General features: G+C 37.2%; 18 protein-coding genes. 13 read left to right on the top strand and 5 right to left on the bottom strand.

The window, feature by feature from the left end:
• Window positions 1-7: 7 nt before the first annotated feature.
• Window positions 8-1,462 (bottom strand): cardiolipin synthase, encoded by a 1,455-nt coding sequence (gene cls, locus MKX53_RS16140; protein ID WP_093537553.1) that lies wholly within the window; start codon window positions 1,460-1,462, stop codon window positions 8-10.
• Window positions 1,463-1,633: 171 nt separating this feature from the next.
• Between cls and MKX53_RS16135 the strand changes: the two genes are divergently transcribed.
• The 5 genes from MKX53_RS16135 (at window position 1,634) to MKX53_RS16115 (ending at window position 8,223) form a co-directional block, all read left to right on the top strand.
• The gene (locus MKX53_RS16135) at window positions 1,634-3,028 is read left to right on the top strand and encodes an L-cystine transporter (RefSeq protein ID WP_093537554.1); all 1,395 of its coding nucleotides are present in this window, start codon (window positions 1,634-1,636) and stop codon (window positions 3,026-3,028) included.
• Between the two features lie 293 nt (window positions 3,029-3,321).
• Window positions 3,322-4,251, top strand: coding sequence for an ABC transporter ATP-binding protein (locus MKX53_RS16130; RefSeq protein ID WP_340912566.1), 930 nt, complete (start codon window positions 3,322-3,324; stop codon window positions 4,249-4,251).
• 16 nt (window positions 4,252-4,267) lie between these two features.
• Entirely contained in the window at window positions 4,268-5,542 is a 1,275-nt protein-coding gene (locus MKX53_RS16125; RefSeq protein ID WP_340912564.1) for an ABC transporter permease, read from the top strand.
• Window positions 5,539-6,648 carry an ABC transporter permease gene (locus MKX53_RS16120; protein WP_340912563.1) on the top strand — a complete coding sequence of 370 codons (1,110 nt, stop codon included), beginning with the start codon at window positions 5,539-5,541 and terminating at the stop codon, window positions 6,646-6,648. Before MKX53_RS16125 ends, MKX53_RS16120 begins: the two co-directional genes overlap by 4 nt.
• 15 nt (window positions 6,649-6,663) lie before the next feature.
• A complete protein-coding gene (locus MKX53_RS16115; protein WP_340912562.1) occupies window positions 6,664-8,223 on the top strand; it encodes a GNAT family N-acetyltransferase in 1,560 nt (519 codons plus the stop codon).
• A 254-nt stretch (window positions 8,224-8,477) separates the two neighbouring features.
• Here the strand turns inward: MKX53_RS16115 and MKX53_RS16110 are convergent, their stop codons facing one another.
• Window positions 8,478-9,707 (bottom strand): helix-turn-helix domain-containing protein, encoded by a 1,230-nt coding sequence (locus MKX53_RS16110; RefSeq protein ID WP_340912560.1) that lies wholly within the window; start codon window positions 9,705-9,707, stop codon window positions 8,478-8,480.
• A 127-nt stretch (window positions 9,708-9,834) separates the two neighbouring features.
• Between MKX53_RS16110 and MKX53_RS16105 the strand changes: the two genes are divergently transcribed.
• Entirely contained in the window at window positions 9,835-11,130 is a 1,296-nt protein-coding gene (locus MKX53_RS16105; protein ID WP_340912557.1) for an MFS transporter, read from the top strand.
• 254 nt (window positions 11,131-11,384) lie between these two features.
• Here the strand turns inward: MKX53_RS16105 and MKX53_RS16100 are convergent, their stop codons facing one another.
• Together MKX53_RS16100 and MKX53_RS16095 are read right to left on the bottom strand one after the other, a co-directional pair.
• On the bottom strand, window positions 11,385-12,548 hold the full coding sequence (locus tag MKX53_RS16100) for an MFS transporter (RefSeq protein WP_340763648.1): 1,164 nt from the start codon (window positions 12,546-12,548) through the stop codon (window positions 11,385-11,387).
• Between the two features lie 177 nt (window positions 12,549-12,725).
• The gene (locus tag MKX53_RS16095) at window positions 12,726-13,139 is read right to left on the bottom strand and encodes a CBS domain-containing protein (RefSeq protein WP_340912555.1); all 414 of its coding nucleotides are present in this window, start codon (window positions 13,137-13,139) and stop codon (window positions 12,726-12,728) included.
• Window positions 13,140-13,309: 170 nt separating this feature from the next.
• Here MKX53_RS16095 and MKX53_RS16090 point away from each other — a divergent pair, with 170 nt between their 5' ends.
• A complete protein-coding gene (locus tag MKX53_RS16090; protein WP_340912553.1) occupies window positions 13,310-13,447 on the top strand; it encodes an Lmo0850 family protein in 138 nt (45 codons plus the stop codon).
• A gap of 405 nt (window positions 13,448-13,852) precedes the next feature.
• Here MKX53_RS16090 and MKX53_RS16085 read toward each other — a convergent pair whose 3' ends face one another.
• Window positions 13,853-15,034: an FtsW/RodA/SpoVE family cell cycle protein gene (locus MKX53_RS16085; protein WP_340831628.1), complete on the bottom strand. Its 1,182-nt coding sequence runs from the start codon at window positions 15,032-15,034 to the stop codon at window positions 13,853-13,855.
• Window positions 15,035-15,189: 155 nt separating this feature from the next.
• On the opposite strand from MKX53_RS16085, the gene MKX53_RS16080 reads away from it, so the two are divergent.
• The 6 genes from MKX53_RS16080 (at window position 15,190) to MKX53_RS16055 (ending at window position 19,908) form a co-directional block, all read left to right on the top strand.
• Window positions 15,190-15,933, top strand: a complete 744-nt coding sequence (locus MKX53_RS16080; RefSeq protein ID WP_245762717.1) for a hypothetical protein — start codon at window positions 15,190-15,192, stop codon at window positions 15,931-15,933.
• Window positions 15,934-15,992: 59 nt separating this feature from the next.
• Complete coding sequence (locus tag MKX53_RS16075) at window positions 15,993-16,331, top strand: DMT family transporter (protein WP_340912552.1); 339 nt, start codon at window positions 15,993-15,995, stop codon at window positions 16,329-16,331.
• Window positions 16,331-16,645: a DMT family transporter gene (locus tag MKX53_RS16070; RefSeq protein ID WP_093537565.1), complete on the top strand. Its 315-nt coding sequence runs from the start codon at window positions 16,331-16,333 to the stop codon at window positions 16,643-16,645. The genes MKX53_RS16075 and MKX53_RS16070 overlap by 1 nt, the downstream gene beginning before the upstream one ends.
• A 66-nt stretch (window positions 16,646-16,711) precedes the next feature.
• Window positions 16,712-17,794 (top strand): D-alanine--D-alanine ligase, encoded by a 1,083-nt coding sequence (locus MKX53_RS16065; protein ID WP_340912551.1) that lies wholly within the window; start codon window positions 16,712-16,714, stop codon window positions 17,792-17,794.
• A gap of 4 nt (window positions 17,795-17,798) precedes the next feature.
• Window positions 17,799-19,169 (top strand): UDP-N-acetylmuramoyl-tripeptide--D-alanyl-D-alanine ligase, encoded by a 1,371-nt coding sequence (locus MKX53_RS16060; RefSeq protein ID WP_340912548.1) that lies wholly within the window; start codon window positions 17,799-17,801, stop codon window positions 19,167-19,169.
• 19 nt (window positions 19,170-19,188) lie between these two features.
• Window positions 19,189-19,908 carry an alpha/beta hydrolase gene (locus MKX53_RS16055; protein ID WP_340912546.1) on the top strand — a complete coding sequence of 240 codons (720 nt, stop codon included), beginning with the start codon at window positions 19,189-19,191 and terminating at the stop codon, window positions 19,906-19,908.
• Window positions 19,909-19,998 lie beyond the last annotated feature (90 nt).

Genomic DNA, 19,998 nt, shown 5'->3' with positions numbered 1-19,998 from the left:
AACAATATTAAAGTATCGGTGAAATTAGACGAGCTAATGACTCTTTGAATTTAATCATGGTTGATCTTTCTTCATATATTTCTGCCGTCATCTCGGTAGATAACTTCATATCCTCTTCAAATAACTCTGCTAACTGATGAGAAGTTTCGCGATCATATATAAAGGCATTTACTTCAAAATTCAATTTAAAACTACGCACATCAATATTTGCCGTTCCCACTGTAGAAGCTTCGTCATCAATTACAATCATTTTTGTATGCAAGAATCCATTCTGGTAAATATATACTTTAGCTCCAGCTCTTATTAACTCGCCAACATAGGAGTAAGTCGCCCAGTAGACAAAAATATGATCGGGTTTATTTGGAATCATAATTCGTACATCAATACCTGAGAGGCATGCAATACGTAACGTATCCATGAAACTAGCATCTGGGATGAAGTATGGAGATTGAATATAAATATACTTTTTAGCCATCATAATTAACTTAAGGTAGCCATTTTTTATTTGCTCCCATTCGGAATCGGGTCCACTAGAAACAATTTGCAAGCCAACAGAACCTTTCATCGGAATGGCTGGGAAAAATCTATCAGAATACTCGATATCATGCTCTGCGGAGGCTTGGTTCCAATCGAGAATGAATCGGGTTTGAAGAGGATGAACAGAACTACCTTCGATACGTAAATGCGTGTCGCGCCAGTATCCAAATTTCTTTTTTAGTCCAAGATATTCATCTCCAACATTAAATCCTCCGATATAACCGATTCGTCCGTCTATTACAACGATTTTTCTGTGGTTCCGGTAATTCATCCGGGGATTGATAAGTGGAAAGATAGAAGGGAAAAATGCCTCTACACGACCACCTAACTCAATCAGTTCGTTAAAATGTCTTTTTCTTAAGGAACGTGATCCAGTATCATCGTATAAAACTCTTACTTTAACCCCTTGTTTTGCTTTGGCTAACACTGCCTGGTAAATCTCCTGCCCTAAGGAATCTAATCGGAATATATAGTATTGAATATGGATATGATCCTTTGCATTTCCGATATCGTGAAGGAGAGCATCAAACTTTTCTCGTCCATCAGTGAAAATTTCGACTTTATTGTCTTGAGTTAAGACTGCTTGGTTATTATGTAAGTGCATAACGATTAACTCTTTATAATGCATTGCATCATCTAAACGAAAATCAAATGAGTCATCTTCGATAGCTTCCATTTGAAATTCAATGAGATTATCGATACCTATCTTGTTTTTTCCTTCCCAACGGAATAACGTTTTTTTACGTAGCTTTCGTCCAAACAATAAATAAATACCAAATCCTAAAATAGGTATAAAGAATAGGACTAGAATCCACGCCCAAGTAGCGGAAGCATCTCGACGTTCTAAAAATATTAGGGCTATTGCCAAAGAAATATTTAAAATGAGGATGCCAGAAACAATAATACCATAAAAGCTTGCTATCAAATTTTCACCCCCGGTGCATGTCTATATAATCATTTGCTATTAAATTCTAGTATAGCTGATTTGTCTCAAAGAAAGTAGGGAAGACATATATTAAATAGAAAGTAATTCCTACTTGACCGATAGGGATAAAAGTATTAATATATGATGAGCACAAAAAATGGAGGTTTTTATATGAATTTATTATTTATTATTCTAAACATAGTTGCCTTACTCCTTTTAGTTGGAGTACTAATCATAATGCAAAAGAAACATGTTTCATTCTCGAAGCGTGTATTCACGGCTCTAGGACTAGGTATTTTACTAGGTTTAGTATTGAATTTAGCCTATGGGGTAGATTCGGAAGTGTTGGCAGAAACTGTACCTTGGTATAACCTTATCGGTACTGGTTATGTAAAATTACTACAAATGATTGTAATGCCATTAGTATTCATCTCAATATTAGGGGCGTTTACAAAAATTACAATCGGTAAAAACTTTGGTAAAATGGCAGCAATTATTTTGAGTTTCTTAATCGGAACTACTGCCATTGCTGCTGTTATTGGTATTGGCTCTGCAGCAATATTCGATTTGAATGCAGAACAAATCATTCAAGGAGATGCTGAAACTGAACGTGCAGAATACTATGAAGGTCGCTCTGCAGAAGTTGCAGACAAAGCACTTCCAGACCAAATACTAGAATTATTACCTGCAAATCCATTTTTAGATTTTACAGGAGCTAGACCAACGTCCACTATTGGGGTAGTTATCTTCGCAGCGTTTTTAGGATTCGCTTATTTAGGAATAGCACGTAAAGAGAAAGAAACTGCAGCAACCATTAAAACAGGCATTGATGCGATTTACGCATTAATCATGCGAGTAGTTAAGCTAGTACTTCGTTTAACTCCATACGGAATTTTAGCAATTATTGCAAGAACCGTTGCAACATCAGATTTTAGTGCCATATACAATTTAGGTAAGTTTGTTCTCGCTTCTTATGTAGCATTGGCAGTAGTATTTGCGATACATTTATTAATCATTACTTTATCTGGATTAAATCCAATAACTTATGTTAAAAAGGCAGCAGAACCATTAATCTTTGCGTTCACTTCACGTTCAAGTGCAGGAACTCTACCTATTAACATTAATGCACAAACAACTAAAATGGGTGTATCAGAAGGAGTTGCTAACTTCTCTGGATCGTTCGGACTATCTATTGGTCAAAATGGTTGTGCAGGTATTTACCCAGCGATGCTAGCGTTCATGATTGCTCCATCAGCAGGCATCAATCCATTAGACCCGATGTTCATCTTAACTGTTGTCGGAGTAGTAGCAATTAGTTCGTTTGGTGTAGCAGGAGTTGGTGGCGGTGCAACATTTGCTGCAATTCTAGTTCTATCTGCATTAAATTTACCAGTTGCTTTAGCGGGTCTCCTAGTATCGGTTGAACCGTTAATCGATATGGGACGTACAGCAGTAAACGTTAGTGGTTCAATGACCGCTGGTGTTGCTACTGCAAAACTAACTGGTGAATTAGATAAAGATTTATACAATACACCATTAAACCAAATTGCAACAGACGAAGTTTAATATGTCTCGCAAAAAAACTGTCCTTTCATCAAAGGGCAGTTTTTTTATGGTTCTACAGAAATTTAAAGAATGAATAATACTACTGCTTTCTGTTATGTGGATCGGAGCGGGTATCAACGGCATATGCACATTTTATTTTTAAGGGACCGGGCATTTTTTGCTCGGTTTTTCTCATGTTTAGAAATATACTTTCAGATAAATTATCGAAATACTAAATATTAAAAATATTTCTACATAAACTAATCTAGTAGTTTGCTATAATCGAAATAACTAGGTTGTAAGGAGATGGAGAAATGCTTCAAGCCATAAATCTTTCTAAGAAATTTAAAACCAAAGTAGTTGTAAAAGAAGTCAATGTGGAACTGTTCGCGGGAGAGTCGGTCGGATTACTAGGTCCCAATGGGGCGGGCAAATCAACGACTATTTCTATGTTATCTTCCTTAGTTCAACCGACAAGCGGGGACGTCTTATGGAATGAAAAATCCATTGCAAAAAATCCAGACCCATTGCGTAAAGCATTAGGAGTAGTTCCACAAGAAATTGCCTTATATCCAGAGCTTTCTGCTAGGGAAAATCTCGCTTTTTTCGGTAGAGTTAATGGATTAAAAGGGCAACTTTTGGCAACGAGGATCACAGAAGTCCTAACAAAGATTGGGCTGTTGGATAGACAAAAGGATATAGTTAAAACATTTTCAGGTGGGATGAAACGACGTCTGAATATTGGTGCTGCACTTTTACATAAACCTTCGATTTTAATAATGGATGAGCCGACCGTCGGAATTGATCCACAATCGAGAGCGTATATTTTAGAAACTGTTAAGCAGTTTGTGGCAGATGGAATGACTCTTTTATATACGAGTCACTATATGGAAGAAGTAGAAATGCTGTGTGACAAAATATATATTATGGATCAAGGAAAAATAATTGCACACGGTACAAAAGAAGAGCTTAAAGAACTGGTCTCCGACAATCAAACAATTGAATTGAAAACTAATTTACTTACGGAGAACTTTGAAAAGAACTTGAAAGAGCAGTTCCCACAAGCAACTTTTCGTATAGATGAAGAGATACTAACGATTTCAATGTCCAAAAGTGAAGAGCCACTAGCTAATATTTTTGCGATTGCTGCGGCAAGTAATGTAGTGATTACCTCTGCGATTGTCAAAGTGCCATCCCTAGAAGATGTGTTCTTGCATTTGACTGGAAAAGCACTAAGGGATTAAGAGGGGAGATGAAGTGATGCTGTTTAGTTTAATTGCGAAACAAATGAAAATGCTGATTCGAAATAAGCAACCGTTAATTATTTTATTGGTCATGCCACTCGTTTTAATAACCATACTTTCAAATGCGTTAGGAAGCATAATGGACGGTGGAGAAGAAGCGGCGATTCAAGCAAATTTACTCATCCTAGATAATTCATCATGGGTTCAAGAGGAAAAAGAAATTAAGCTATTTTTAGAAGGAGAAGGGGTAACAGGCGTAGCCTTGGATGCTTTGCTCACTCAGTTTAAAAGTGGTGATCCAGTAGAATTATTAAACAGCACCGTTCTAGCTGCTGACGAAATGAAGAAGTATATTGCTGTGGAATATAAAAAGGAAGTAGATTTAAAGACCGCTCGACAGGATGAAAATATAGATGGCATCCTAACTATCCCTTCTAACTTCCGATTGAATTATATAAAATCTGCCTATTTTAATAATCCCGATTTTCCTAGTGTATCCTTATATCTAAATCAAGATAATGAAATTCGTGCATCCATAATTGATGCTGTTCTAACAGACTGGCAAAGTGGATATTCCCAATCCGCGGCACTTTTAGCGGCAAACTTATCACCTCAGGAAATTATGAGTAACGTCAGTAGTGTAGAGAAGGTAGAACAGGTTTTAGAGGCAAGTGGGCGGAAAATACCTGCAACTATTTACTACACAGTTGGAATGATGGTGATGTTCGCATTATATATCCCTGCTTTCCTAGCAGGCTTTGCACTGCAAGAAGTACAATGGAAAGTATATGACCGGATATTACTTGCAGGGGTGTCTCCTGTTTTATATACACTTTCTATTTTCTTTACAGGAACATTTGTAGCCTTTATCCAGCAAGCCATTATGCTTTCATTTGGAATGCTTGTATTAGGTATAGAATGGATCACTCTAGAGGGAATGGGCCTTATAATTATTAGTTATAGTGTATTTGTTGGTGCATTGTCTGCTTTGATAACTACTCTCCAATTTCGAACAAAAACAGAAGGTATTGCGAATGTGTTTAATGGATTGTTTATAACGGTATTTTCTTTCTTAGGTGGATCTTTCTTTAATATTCGTGATATTTCGGAAACACTCGGAAAGATTGGTGACTTTACTCCCAATGGTGCAACAATGTCTGCCATACTCTCTATACAAAAAGGGCAGGATTTATCAGTTATTTGGCCTTTTATGTTGGCTATATATGTTCTAGTAGCTGTGTGCGTGCTATTTGCCATTGTTTTCTTTCCGAGAAGAGGTGTAGCAGGATGAAGGGGATATGGATTGCTAGATTTTTAAATTTAAAACGAAAGCCTGTCGTTTTAATCATGATGACAGTAATGACCTTAGTAATGGCATACGTAGTAGGCAGCTCTAGTAATGGAAAGATGAGTGTATCGGTGGCTGTCGACGGTACTGAAACGACTCAAGCAGTACTAGAGAAGTTGAAGGAAGAGGACGGATATTCCCTTATAGAAATTACAGACGAAGAGTTGCAGCAAAAAGCGAAAAAAGATATTCGAATGGTCGGTATTGGGTTGAAGGAAAATTCCTATACTATTTATTCTGCCTCAGATTCTGATAATGTGAGAAACCTATCTTTGAGAATTGAATCGGCTTATAGCGATATTAGTTTTAAAAAGCAAGTTATACAGGTAGGTGGTGTGGAAGCTTGGGAAGACATTCAAATAAGTTTGCAAGAAGACCAAGCATTCCATATTCAAACAGAAGCAATGGATGAGTCAGAAGTATTTCGTTACGATAATGCACTTCAAAGTTTGTTTGGGTTTACGCTATTCTTTGTTTTTTATACGGTATCAATTAATGTTCAATTTATATTAGAAGACAAGCGCACGGGAGTATGGAATCGATTAAAGTTAGCATCAGTAAGTAAATTTCAACTTTATGTCGGGCATCTGTCTTTTAGTTACATTATCGGGCTTCTCCAAGTGATGCTTGTTTTATTTGTCTTCAGGTATGTGTTAGGTACCAATATGTACGGTGGATTTTGGAAAGTAGGGATTATTGCTGCTATCTATGTTTTGCTTGTACTGGCATTTTCTGTTTTTGTTATTTCATTAGTAAAAACAGTAAGTCAAAGCAGTATTATCATTTCTCTTGTAGCGGTAGCATTTGCAATGATTGGCGGGGCTTACTGGCCATTAGAAATAGTTCAGTCGGAAGCATTACTGGCGATGAAATGGATTTCTCCAATATATTATGCAATGGAGTCTATGAAACAAGTGACGGTATATGAGGGAACTTTTGGTAGTATTTGGACGTATGTAAGTATGATGGTGGTTATTGCAATAGTTCTATTGATGGTAGGGATTAGTTTATTGGAAAAAAGAACGGAACGCTATCATTCCAGTGAATAGATAGGGGAGATAGGGATGTATTGGTGTAAAATTGCACGAACAGAAAAAGAGTTTGAAGCGATAGCGCGATTAAATTATGAAACATTTGTGGAGGAGATTCCACAGCACGAGCCGGATCCTAGTGGGATGCGGGTCGATGCGTTTCACCATGAGAATGTGTATGTCATTGTTTTAAAGGATCAGGAGTTAGCAGGAATGGTAGCATTTCGAGCTGCCCGTCCTTTTTCTCTAGATTTAAAGCTTGGGCAAGTGGAGGAGTATCTGCCGAAGGATGCATTAGGTGGACTGTTATGTGAGGTTCGATTAATGGCTGTAGATAAGGCTCACCGGAATGGACGAGTGTTTTATTACTTAGCACGTGCTCTTTCCGATTATGCGTATGAAAATGGATATGGAGCAGCGCTAATATCGGGAACGGTACGGGAACAAAAGTTGTATAATCAGCTTGGTTTTGAACCTTTTGCTGATCCAGTGGGTACAGAAGAAGCTAAATTTATCCCGATGGTACTAACTAGGGATCGTTTTGACCAGTCAGTGGCCTCTCGGTTTAAACAAAAAAGATATTCATTTTATCCTGGGCCTGTACAACAGTCGGACGCCATACAACGAGCGTTTTCTGCCAGTCCATTGTCTCATCGAACGCATGAGTTCGAGGTCATGCTAGAGCGAGTGAAGAACAATCTATTATCGATGAGTGGTGCAGCATATGCCCACTTGCTTTTAGGGAGTGGGACGCTTGCAAATGAAGCGATGATAGCGCAGTTACACGTATTAGGAGAGAAAGGCTTAATCGTTAAAAATGGAGCCTTTGGAGACCGCTTGGAAAAACAAGCGGAACGTTGGCAGTTATCTTTTGATGTTGCATCTTTTGAATGGGGAAGCCCTTATAATCTATCGCTAATCGAAGAAAAACTTGCCACCGGAGCTTATAGTTGGCTCTTAATGGTCCACGGTGAAACGTCCACTGGAATGTTAAATAACCTGGAAGAAATAAAGTTATTATGTAACCGTTATAGTGTGCTGCTTTGTATGGATTGTGTGAGTTCATTTGGAGCACTTCCATTTAGCTTAGAAGGAGTATATCTTGCAACTGGTGTAAGTGGTAAAGCTATCGGGACTATGAGTGGATTAGCTTTTGTATTCGCTAACACAGAAGTAACATCGAGTAATAATATCCCTTCATATTTAGATCTGGGATTGAGCGTGAATAATGCAATACCTTTTACGATTCCTTCTCAGTTTGTACATAGCCTAGAGGTAGCTTTAAAAGCTTATGAAAATGGAGAGAGGTACAATCTGTTACATCGTCGCATGCGATTTATCGAAGACGAAGTGTCCAAGCATGGGATCGAATTGCTCTCAGATAATCACTATCCAATGATTTTCACATGGAAAGAGGTTAAGTTTCCTTACTTAGCAGAAGATGCAAGAATGTCTGGTTTTGACCTTCACTATAAAAGTGATTATTTAATCGTAAAAAATTTGCTACAAGTATCTTGTATTCAACCAGATTTTGAAGACGCATGGGTGAAGTTTATGAATTGGTTAGGGAACTATCGAAGGTATCATGACTAATAAACGCATACTGCTTTTCTCTAGGTTCCGACTAATATTATAAGATTATTGAAAAATGGGATGCTAGTTGGTTGTGACGGATATCACAACCAATTAGCATCCCTGAAATTTTACTCACTTGGTAATCACTATAATTAAAACGTCTGTCTAAAACCCTTCAAAATTATACCGTCCTTAGGAAACTGTTTTTGTAAGTTACGTAAGTAAAAAAGAAATGAAATTTCGATAATAAAAGAAGAAACATTGATTTCCCCCTAAGAACGTATCATTACTTGCTCATACGTAGTGTAAATAAAAACTTTATACGGCGTGTCGGGCATTTTTCCGACGTTGTTTATTGCGACATTTACAGCATCAACAGCCTTCTTAACCTGGTTTAGTTCTAGATAACATAATGCAATGTATGCATCCTTTTCATAGAAAATAGATAGATCGATTGGATGGTGAACGATGTCAGGAATTTTCACCTCATCAAATATCTTCAATGCTTCAAAAACTCTACCTAATCCGTATAAAGTCTTAGCTCTTTCCAGTTGGAAGTAGGGGGTAAATAATTTCGTATTAATCTTATCAAGAGAGAATTTATGGTATAGAGCATCCGCCTCCATATACATCTTTTGATAGGTATTTAAGTAATGCAAATTAGCATAGTGGATAAAAGCTTTGGAATCCTCATCATCAGCAAATTCACTATAGGCTTCTAGTTTTTTTAAATAATGCGCCATTTTCCCCGCGTCCTCTTCCATCATCGCATGAACTGCTGCTAGCCTAAATAAATTATCTATTTGTTTAAAAATTTTATGTTCACTGGAATATTGAATAGCTTCGTTCATCATTTGAATGGCATCTGTATTTCTTCCTACTGCAAAGTAAAGTACAGCTTCCAAATAGTCGAAATCCATCCGCGATAATGGATCAATCCATAGAGGGTTTGCTTCCAGTTTTTTTCGTTCTTCTAACAATACATCTAGTGCGATTTGATACTGGTGATTCATAAATGGAATGATCGCAAGATTTCTCCCTATGTCAGCTGCTTTAGTTATCAAGTGTAAGTCTTCATACATTTTTGCAACCTTTTTCAGCAGCGTGACAGATTCTTCGGGAGCAGAGTAAGCTAAGCATCGACCGTATATATCTAGTAACCGCGTTGCCTCGTAGCCTTGAGTTAGTCTTGGTATATACGGTTCTATTAGATTTTTCACCTGCTCAAGTTCATTTAGAAAGTCATAATCCTTTGTGTTGAACAGTAATTCTGCTTGATCTAATACCTCTCGTACCTCTTGTCCGCTTATTTCCTCCAGTAACTCACTTACTTCAACACCTAGCTGTGACGCGATGTAATTCAAGCTTTCCATAGAAGGATTTGCTTTGTTGTTTTCTATTAAACTGAGCATGCCTTTTGTTAATTCTGTACCTGCTAAAGCTTCAAGTGTCATTTTCTGTTGTTTACGTAATGTTCGAATGCGTTCGCCTAATGTGGACAACTTTTTCACCTCTTTACAGTAGTTTAATTATATTAAACTTTTTGTTGAAATGAAAGTATATTCATGATATTATTTGTTTAATCATATTAAACTTTTTGATAATTCACAAAACGAAGGGGTTAGAGAAATGGAAGAAGCACTAAAACTTAAGAAGGCGACATATCATTTGTGGACGTTCACAGTAAGTAAATTAGTTTCCACTTTTGGAGCACAGGTCTATGCATTTGCAATTAGTTTTTATATTTTACAGTTAACAGGATCTGCATCAAGCTTTGCACTAAATTTGATTTGTAGTATTTTACCGAGAACGATAGTTGCACCTTTTGCGGGATATGCTGCTGATAAATATTCTCGTAAAATGATTGTTATTGTGGCACAGATTGCAACAACAATCGCAATTGGTGGGCTACTCGTTGTGAGTTTGACGATGGGATTATCTTTATTCGCGATTTATAGTACGACCGTGATCTTATCGTTAACTTCTTTATTCTCTGGAGTTACTTTTAGTTCATCTATTACAGGATTAGTCGATGAGGGACGAATTCAAAAAGCAATGTCGCTCAACCAAATGTCCATTTCTTTTGCAGCCATTGGAAGCCCAGCTGTAGGTGGACTTCTTTACGGAGCAGTGTCTATGCCGGTATTCCTAATTATGTATATGGTTGCTTCCGTTATTGCGGTTCTTTTGGAATCTACGATGGACTTTAAATTGTTTGCGAAGCGAAAAGAAGTAGTTGAAGGGGAACCGAAGGAACCAATGCTAGAGAGTATGAAAGCTGGTTTACGTTACTTGATGAAGCAACCTATTTTAAAAACAATGGTTGTCATCTCTTTATTTATCAACTTTTTGTTTGGTGCCTATCAGGTAGGATACTCATTTATCCTCATTGAAAAATTAAAGATTAATGCACAACATTTTGGTTTTACAGAGGGGGCATTTGCGATTGGGATGCTTCTATTGTCTATTTACTTCTCTACACGAAAAGAATTGAAATTTCCGTTTCTCGTATCCAAATGGGGAATCGTTGTATTAGGAGTTCTTATGGGGACAGTGGCTTTGCCCTTGTTAATAACTATGTCTTCCACAATGTTAGTAGTATTTTATATTGTACTAATGTTCTTCTTTGGAGCAACAATGATGGTAACTAATACTCCGATACAGGTAATGATGCAGAAAATGATAGAGGATGATTATAAGGGGCGTGTATTTTCTATCATAGAAACCTGCGCAATGGCGCTTATGCCACTTGGAATGGTATTGTTCGGTTTCTTATACGATATATTCCCGGCAGAAGGTATTTTAATTGTCTCTAGTATGTTGTTGATATTAGTAACTCTATTCTTGGCAAGACCTTCTGTAGTTAGAGCTGCACATCCGGAGTTAGGGCAGAAAAAAGTGGCGTATTTAAAGACGGAAAGTTAGTCTGGCTTGGTTATACGAGAGCGAAATTATACTATACGAGAAAGTTCGATTTGAACGATAGTAATCTGGCTCTATCCGAGAGAGGTTAACTGTTATCCGAGAAAGCTCCTTACTTATACGGGCATACGAGACAGACCACCAGCTATCCGAGAGGAACTAACTCGTATAGACCACCATCTTGATACAAGGAAGCTCAACCACATAAAAATACAGGTGAAGGAATTGTTTTCTTCACCTGTATTAATAGTTAAATGCTATGCCGCATTCTTTAATGATTTCGTTGATTTGCGATACGCAAAGATTAAAACAATAGAGAGCACCGCAAGTACCCCAGATAGCATATAAATATTATCTGGTTGTTTTGTAAATAGCCAAGCGAATAATAATGGACCGATAATACGACCTAGGTTATCCATCGAATAAGACATCCCTGCTGCTGTCCCATAGCGTCCACCCGATTCTTTCGTTGTGAGAGAAACAATCGTTGTTCGTGCTAACGCATTTCCTGCAGTAAACACACATAAAGATAGTCCTGCCCAGAAAATACTTTGAGTGAAGACAGTCATAAACAATCCAATTGCTGTAACAATTTGTGCGTACAAAAGCCATTTTGTTTCAGTACCATTTTTAATACGTCTAACGACACCACCCTGGATTGCCGCATCGACAAATCCGCTGAACATGAACAAATAGCCTATTTGTAGCGGGGTAATCTCAATTCTTTCGATTTGGAACAATTGGAACGTGGCCTCAAGACCCGCTAGTAAAAACGTGACCATGAACGAAAATAGGAATAGATATTTAATGCGGTAGCTCCACAAACTCATAGCTCCCTTAGGAAGGAGTGCACGTTTATTTGCTTCACCTGTACGCTCTGGTTCTTTTAAAATGATCAAAGCATACACGAAAATCACCAGTAACAAGATAGCTGAAGCTGTAAATGGAAGAGCTAAATCTATATGTCCGAGAACTCCGCCAATTGCTGGACCGAATATAAAGCCTAAACCAATCGACATACCGAGGAATCCCATATACTTATTACGGTTTTCTTCCGTTGATAAGTCAGCTGCAAAACCTGTAACTGCTGCATACAATGCCCCAGAAAATAATCCTCCAACTACACGAGATAAGTAAAGCATAAAGAGCGAATCAAAAAACAAGGAAAACAACCAAAAACTTAAACTGAATCCTACCAATCCGACTAAAATAAGTGTTTTACGGCCAATACGATCGGATAGCATTCCCCAAAGTGGAGCAGTGAAGAAGGAAGCTAACGAGTAAATCGTCAATAAACCACCAACGTGAATTTCATTATAATTTTGCTCTAAAATAACCTCTGGCAGCACGGGAATAATAATTCCAAAGCCGAGATAAACTAAAAATTGGATAGACATCAATATGAGTAGAATCTTTTTCACGCATCAAACCCGCTTTCTGCAATCTTCTAATCTCTATATTACACGTTTTTAATCAGTTTGCCACGTTGTAATCGATATCCTAGTAGATAATAAAAAAAGAGCTAAATGCTACAAAGTAAGGTATAACCAAGTGGAATGTAATAAAAAAAACCGTCCTAATTAGGACAGCTTTTATGTTTAGAAATCCCTTGGCTCGGATATACTTTCCATAGCATTAGAAATTTCTTGGACATGTGGAAAAGGAAAAGCTAAGTCAGCTAAAGAGACAAATCCTACAAGGACACCATCCTCTACTACGGGAAGTCTTCGAACTTGATGGCGTGCCATAACAATGGATGCATCGGATGTAGAATCTTCTGGGGTGACAGAGATAACAGATTTAGTCATAACCTCTTCTACTTTGCTTTTCATGTCTTTGGCAACCGCCCTTGTCACAATATCTCGATCAGTAATCATTCCAACTAATTTTTTATTGCTGACTACGGGTAAACAGCCGATATCCAAAGTGCGCATCTGTTCTGCAACTTCGCTCACATAGTCCTGTGGGTTGCACGTTACTACTTGTTTACTCATTACATTTCTTATGTTCAAACCATTCACTCCTTTAAGAAATAGCATGGTTTACAAGACCATAATATATGTAATAAAAATGAAAGATTAAACTTAGGTAAAAAGTGGTATAATAAAATATATTAATTAGACAAACAAGAAACTTTTACGAAAGAAAATCGTAATTATTATAGAAGGACGAGGTGGATTCAATGGTAAAGGAAGTTGATTTGAAGAAAATTGTAAGTAATCTTTCTAAGCTTGGTGTTACTGTTACAATGACTAAATCTAGACTTGACCTACTTAAAGCTTTAGCACCACCAGCACAAACTCCTCATGCGCAAAACTAAAAAGAAGGTGACTCTACAATTTCGTTAACAAACGATTAGAGTCACCTTCTTTTTCTTAGAAGAAAATAATCTAGAATTTGGTGTCTTTTATTTAGGCACCTAGACAATGATACTGCTGATTTCCGCTTCAGGTGAACGCTTTCCGCGGGCACGGCTTCAATCTCCTCGTCACAAAGACATTGATCAAACAAAGTTTGACCAATGTCTTCCTTGTGGGGGACAAACGCCATAAAACTACCAATCAGTATCCCTAAAAATCCACTCGGTAATAATATAGCAAAATGTCTGTTCAAAGCCCTTCGGAAACGTTAGAAATATGTTTTGAACTTTTTTTTAACCTGTCCAACAAACCAAAAAACGTGCAGAGGTCGGGCGTTAATCCCTTTATCTACACGCTTTAATTGATTAATCGTCTTCATTTTTTGAAAACATATAAGTTCGATGATGAAATTTCATACTAAACACTAAACCAATGGCTAACATATTCCCCATGAGTGAACTACCACCATAACTTATAAAAGGAAGGGGTATACCAGTAATTGGTAATAACTGAATCGTCATGCCGACATTTTCAAATACATGGAATGTAATCATTGCAATGATACCTGCGCATACATACGTACTATAAGCATCCTTTAACTGAAGGGTAATTTTCGTCAAATGAAAAATAAGTAAGAAGTAAAGGCTAACCACAATACTTGCTCCTACAAAACCATACTCTTCGCCAATGACAGCAAATATAAAGTCGGTATGATTTTCTGGGACATACACAATACGTTCTCCGTAGCCTTTACCGAAAATTTCTCCAGAGCCAATTGCATTTAATGAAGTGATTAAATGCATTCCTTCATCAGATGCGTATGAGTAGGGATCCAACCATGAGTATATACGTGCAAATTGGTACGGGTTAAATCCAAAATTATCCGATAAGAAATCCTGCATATAAACCGCCATCCAAAGTAGTAAACCGCCCATTCCCAACCCACCTAAAAAGATGGGGAGAATTATTTTCCATGTAATTCCTGCGACTATGATTAAGGCTACAGTAATTGCAAGGAACACTAACGATGTCCCTAAATCTGGTTGTTGCATGATAAATGCTAAAGGAATAATTAAAGTTACACCCATTTTACCTAGCAAAATTAAATCAGTTTTAACCGTTTTAATAAGATTTTGCTCATGATGCATAGTGATTAATCGGGCCAGTCCTAGTATATAAAAAGTTTTCATAAATTCGGCAGGTTGAATATCACCTATAGGTAAGTGAAACCAACTTTTTGCGCCATTCATCGGTTTTACTAAAGCTAAACTGTCAGGGAGTACGAAAAGGATAAATAGTAAAAATACTCCAATACCATAAATATACCAAGACAATTTTTTATATTGTTCTGGTTCAAAAAACATGACAATTCCAATAATAATAGAACCAATAATATACCAAACAAGCTGTTTAGGTATAAAGTTTATGCCATATTGTCCAGTCGTTTGTGCTGATGAAATAGCAAACAAACTAATGATTAGAAATAGTAATATAATAAAAGCAAGTGTCCAATCGAAACGATCAGCAAAGCCTTTTTTGTTTTCCATGTAAGTCACCTATATTTCTTTCGAATTTCATTCATTTATTATAGCGTATATTGATATTTTTTGCTTGATGGTTTAATAGAGACGTGAGAGGTAATAAAGATGTTTCCTTGTATTAATCGTGCTATTATTAAGAACAGATAAAGGAGTGATTTTCAGTGGCAAAAAAAGAAGTGAGAGATATGGATGAGTACTTAACTCATTTGTATGTTCACGTTAATGAGGTAGAGCACTTTGCTCTGTTTAGTGGGATTACGATTCAGCAATTTATAAGGAATTTCACTGATTTGTCAGCTCTTTTATTACTAAAACATGGTTATGATGATGCTTCATTTAATATGCATACACAGCTTGAATTTATAGTTCCTGAACAATACAACCATTTTATCAAGGAATTTGCTGAAGGCCCATTTGAATTATGCTTTATGGATTTTGAAGATGAGCGGAAATTGAATATGCTCTCTCCTCAAGAACAAGCAGAGCTACTATACATAGCACATAAAAAAGAAGCTATTCGATCACCGTTTTATCATCATCTACAAAATAGATTTGTCTACCTTTCAGACGAAGGGCAGAAAATTACTAAAATTTACTTCCGTGATATGGAGGATTTAAATCATTTAGTTGCAAACGTTTTTACCGGGTTGATTGGTGAAAAGTCTAAGTCGAGTGCTTTTTGGCGTAAAAAGAATAATATCGTTCTACCTAGATTGTCTGCGGAGAAAGTAACAGAGCATAACGAATTGTTTGAAGATGGAGTGTTAATGTCCTTGTTCAAAACAGATAAACTAAATTATGGTATTGAGATTCGCATTCTCCCAGAAAATATTTTCCCAGATGAAGTTTTGGAAGATCTAAACTTACATATGGCTAAGCCATCAGACGTCTTAATAGAAGTATAAATAGAACGCTTTTGCTACGGGAAAGTGGCGAGAGCGTTTATTGTAATGAGGTGAACTAAGTGGCGTGGATCTTATTGATAATAGCAGGGTTAACAGAAATCGTCTGGGCGATTGGTTTAAAGGAGGCACATGGCTTTACGGAGCTTGTTCCTTCTATTGTAACGATTATATTTTTAATCGTAAGTTTTTTCCTGTTCGCTAAAGCGATGAAGACGATTCCGATCGGTACAGCATATGCTATATTCACGGGTATTGGAGCAGCAGGCACGGCTATTGTTGGCATTATTTGGTTTAGTGAAGAAGTAAGTGCAGGGAAACTACTCTTTTTGTTTGTCCTACTTTTTGGAATCATCGGTCTTAAACTAGTAGATGATGAAGATGAAGAGGAGGCGATCTAATGGCGTGGTTTTTAATAGTAATTGCTGGTGTATTTGAAGTTGCCTTCGTTATTAGCATGAAGTTATCGGATGGATTCAAAAACATAAAATTTACGATTCTAACAGTGATCTCTGCTGCTTTAAGTTTTTTCTTATTGTCTTTAGCATTAAAAGAAATTGCGGTTGGTACTGGTTACGCTGTATGGACAGGAATTGGTGCTGCAGGAAGTGTTCTATTAGGGATGTATTTATTTAAAGAGAAAAGAAGTAGAAAGAAGTTGTTCTTTTTAAGCTGTATAATTATGGGTGTAGTGGGTCTTAAATTGTTTGGTTAAATACTCAACTATTGAGGCTGTCCGTGATAAAATAATGAATATCCAAAACGTGGAGGAATATAACTTATGAAAATAAAAGTGGGCTTATTATACGGTGGGAAATCTGCAGAGCATGAAGTATCTTTACTTACTGCAAGAGCGGTCTCTCAAGCGATTAACTTTGATAAATATGAAGTGTATCCAATTTTCATCACAAAAACAGGTGAATGGAGAAAAGAAGGTCAGCTCACTGCAGCAGTTGAGTCAATTGAATCTCTGCAATTTGGCAGTGAAATAACAAATCCAAATACGATTACTAGTTTTCTACCGCAACAAGGGGACGATACAACTCAACTAGATGTTATTTTTCCTCTTTTGCATGGTCCGAACGGGGAAGATGGAACGGTACAAGGATTGTTAGAAGTATTAAACTTACCCTATGTTGGTAATGGTGTATTAGCATCTGCGGCAGGTATGGATAAAGTAGTGATGAAGCAGTTATTTGCACAAGCTGGCTTATCACAGGTTCCATATATCTATTTCATAAATAGAGAATGGAAAAAAAATCAGAATGATTTACTTCAAAAAATGGAAGAAAGCCTACATTGGCCTCTATTTGTAAAACCAGCCAATCTAGGTTCTAGTGTAGGGATTAGTCGAGTTACAAACCGCCAAGAACTTATCAAAGCAATAGAGTATGCCTTTAAATATGACCGTAAAATTATTGTGGAGCAAGGAATTATGGCGCGTGAAATTGAAATGAGCGTACTTGGTAATGATGAGCCTAGATGTTCCGTTGCGGGGGAAGTACTACCGACGAAGGACTTTTATGACTATGAGGCAAAATATGAGGATGGCACAACCAATTATGCAATCCCTGCCCAAGTTTCTGTAGAGCTTCAAGGGAAATTAGAGGATGCTGCTATTCGTGCTTTCAAAATCTTGGATTGTTCGGGTCTTGTACGGGCAGACTTTTTTGTAACAGATGAAGAAGAAGTCATTATCAATGAAGTAAATACAATGCCAGGATTTACACCTATAAGCATGTATCCTAAACTTTGGATGGAATCAGGTCTCTCGTATTCGTATTTAATAGAAGAACTTATCCAATTAGCGCTTGAACGTCATGAAGAAAAGCAACAGTTGGAACACTCGAAAGACGGGGAGTGACCAAGTGAAAAAGACATTAGCACATATAGCAGAGTGGTTACACATTGAAGAGAAAATTGATGAGAATCCTGTTATTACAGGAGTTTCGATCAATACAAGAACGATTCAACCAGGTGATTTGTTTATACCATTTCGCGGAGAGCAAGTAAATGGTCATCGATTTGTTCAGGATGCTTTTGCTAAAGGAGCAGCAGCATCCCTTTGGTTGAAAGACGAACCGAATCCACCCCAAAACGTTCCCCTTTTGTTTGTAGAAAGCGGAGAAGGAGCACTTCAGCAAATGGCGAAGGCTTATCGGGCTGAATTGCATTCAGTGTTCATCGGAATTACTGGATCTAATGGTAAAACATCGACTAAAGATTTGGTGGCAGGTATGCTTTCGCCATATTTCCGCGTGAAAAAGACAGAGGGTAATTTTAATAATGAGTTAGGCTTACCTTTAACAATCCTTTCTCTTGAAGAAGATACGGAATTTGCAGTGCTTGAAATGGGAATGAGCTCTTTTGGCGAAATTGAATTTTTATCCAATTTGGCAAAGCCAAAATATGTAGTTATTACGAATATTGGCGAAGCGCACATGCAGGATCTCGGCTCTCGTGAAGGTATTGCAAAAGCAAAATTTGAAATTATTGCAGGGCTAGAGGCAACTGGCCAATTATTCTATGATGGAGATGAACCATTGCTACGTCCGTTTGTTGAAGGTAATCCTCATATAATGACTAAATCATTCGGTATTCAGGAACACAATAATTTACGTATTGCTGAAGTGAACTTTACGGAACAAGGAAGCACCTTCCGTGTAGAAGGAGAGTTAAACGAAGAAATGTCTATTCCTGTATTAGGAGAGCATCAAGTGAAAAATACGCTTGCTGCACTATTAATCGGAAAAGAAGTGGGATTAACTTCCGAACAAATGCGTAAAGCGTTAAAACAAATAGTCTTAACAGATATGCGAATGCAAGTAATAGAAGGGGAAAATGGGGCAGTTTTCATCAATGATGCTTATAATGCGGCTCCGACTTCCATGCGTGCAGCAATTTCGTTCATTGAAAAATCCTCTATAAAGCCAGAAAAATGGTTAGTTTTAGGAGATATGCTCGAGCTTGGTAACAAAGAGCAGCAATACCATGAAGAGATGAGCAAATCGATTTCGAGTGAAGTCTTTAACGGAGTTTGTTTATACGGTCCACGGATGGAATGGCTGTATAACAAGTTGGCAGAACAATTTGCTGACAAACAAATTATTTGGGTTAATGATGACATAGAAAAACTTGTGGCTTTCTTAGCAAATAAAATAAATGATCAATCTATTGTTTTAGTAAAGGGCTCAAGGGGAATGCAGTTAGAAAGAGTAATTGAGCCATTTCAAAAATAATGTGATAGGTGTGGGGACGATGAAAACAGGAGTATTAGGTATTCACGGTTTTACAGGTGGACCATATGAGATACAGCCATTTGTAGACTATTTACAAACGCATACAAACTGGAACATCGTTGTCCCTACTTTACCTGGTCATGGTGAAACGTTGGAGCTAAAAAATGTAACAGCAGAATCATGGATGATGGCGGCGGAACAGTCGCTTCGCCAGTTACAAAAAGAAGTAGACCGTGTAATTATAGTGGGATTTTCCATGGGTGGTATTATTGGGATGTACTTGGCGAATCGTTATCCAATTCACAAACTTGTATTGTTGAGTGCTGCTGCAAAGTATATATATCCATCCCAACTTCTACAAGATATAAAGGATATAGCTAAAGAGGCAGTTGTTGGTAAGCTTGCAGAAAATACTTTATATAAACAATACAGTTATAAAGTGAAAGGAACTCCTATACCGGCAACATTAGAATTTATCCGTTTAGTACGTATAGTTCAACCTTATTATGGTCAAATTACAGTACCAGTCTATATAGTCCAAGGTAAAAAAGATGGTATTGTACCTTATGCCACTGCCCAGTATATCTACGATGAAATTGGTTCTTTGAAAAAAGAAATAGTCTATTCGGAATTAGGGAAACACCATATTTGCCATAGTGAAGACTGTCAAGATTGGTTTAATACCGCACTCAATTTTTTGAAGGAGGAAGAAGAGGAGGGAAATATTGCGAGTAATTAATTAATAATTATAACAGTTGCTTATTCATTGCAACTGAGTTTGTTGCATGATATACTACGTTTAGAGCAATGGATACATTTTGTGTGGAGA

This window comes from Psychrobacillus sp. FSL K6-4615, from assembly GCF_038008225.1.
In the GTDB taxonomy this organism is placed as follows: Bacteria; Bacillota; Bacilli; order Bacillales_A; family Planococcaceae; genus Psychrobacillus; species Psychrobacillus psychrotolerans.
Note: the sequence above shows the minus strand (reverse complement) of the source record. Positions and strands in the feature narration are given on the sequence as shown.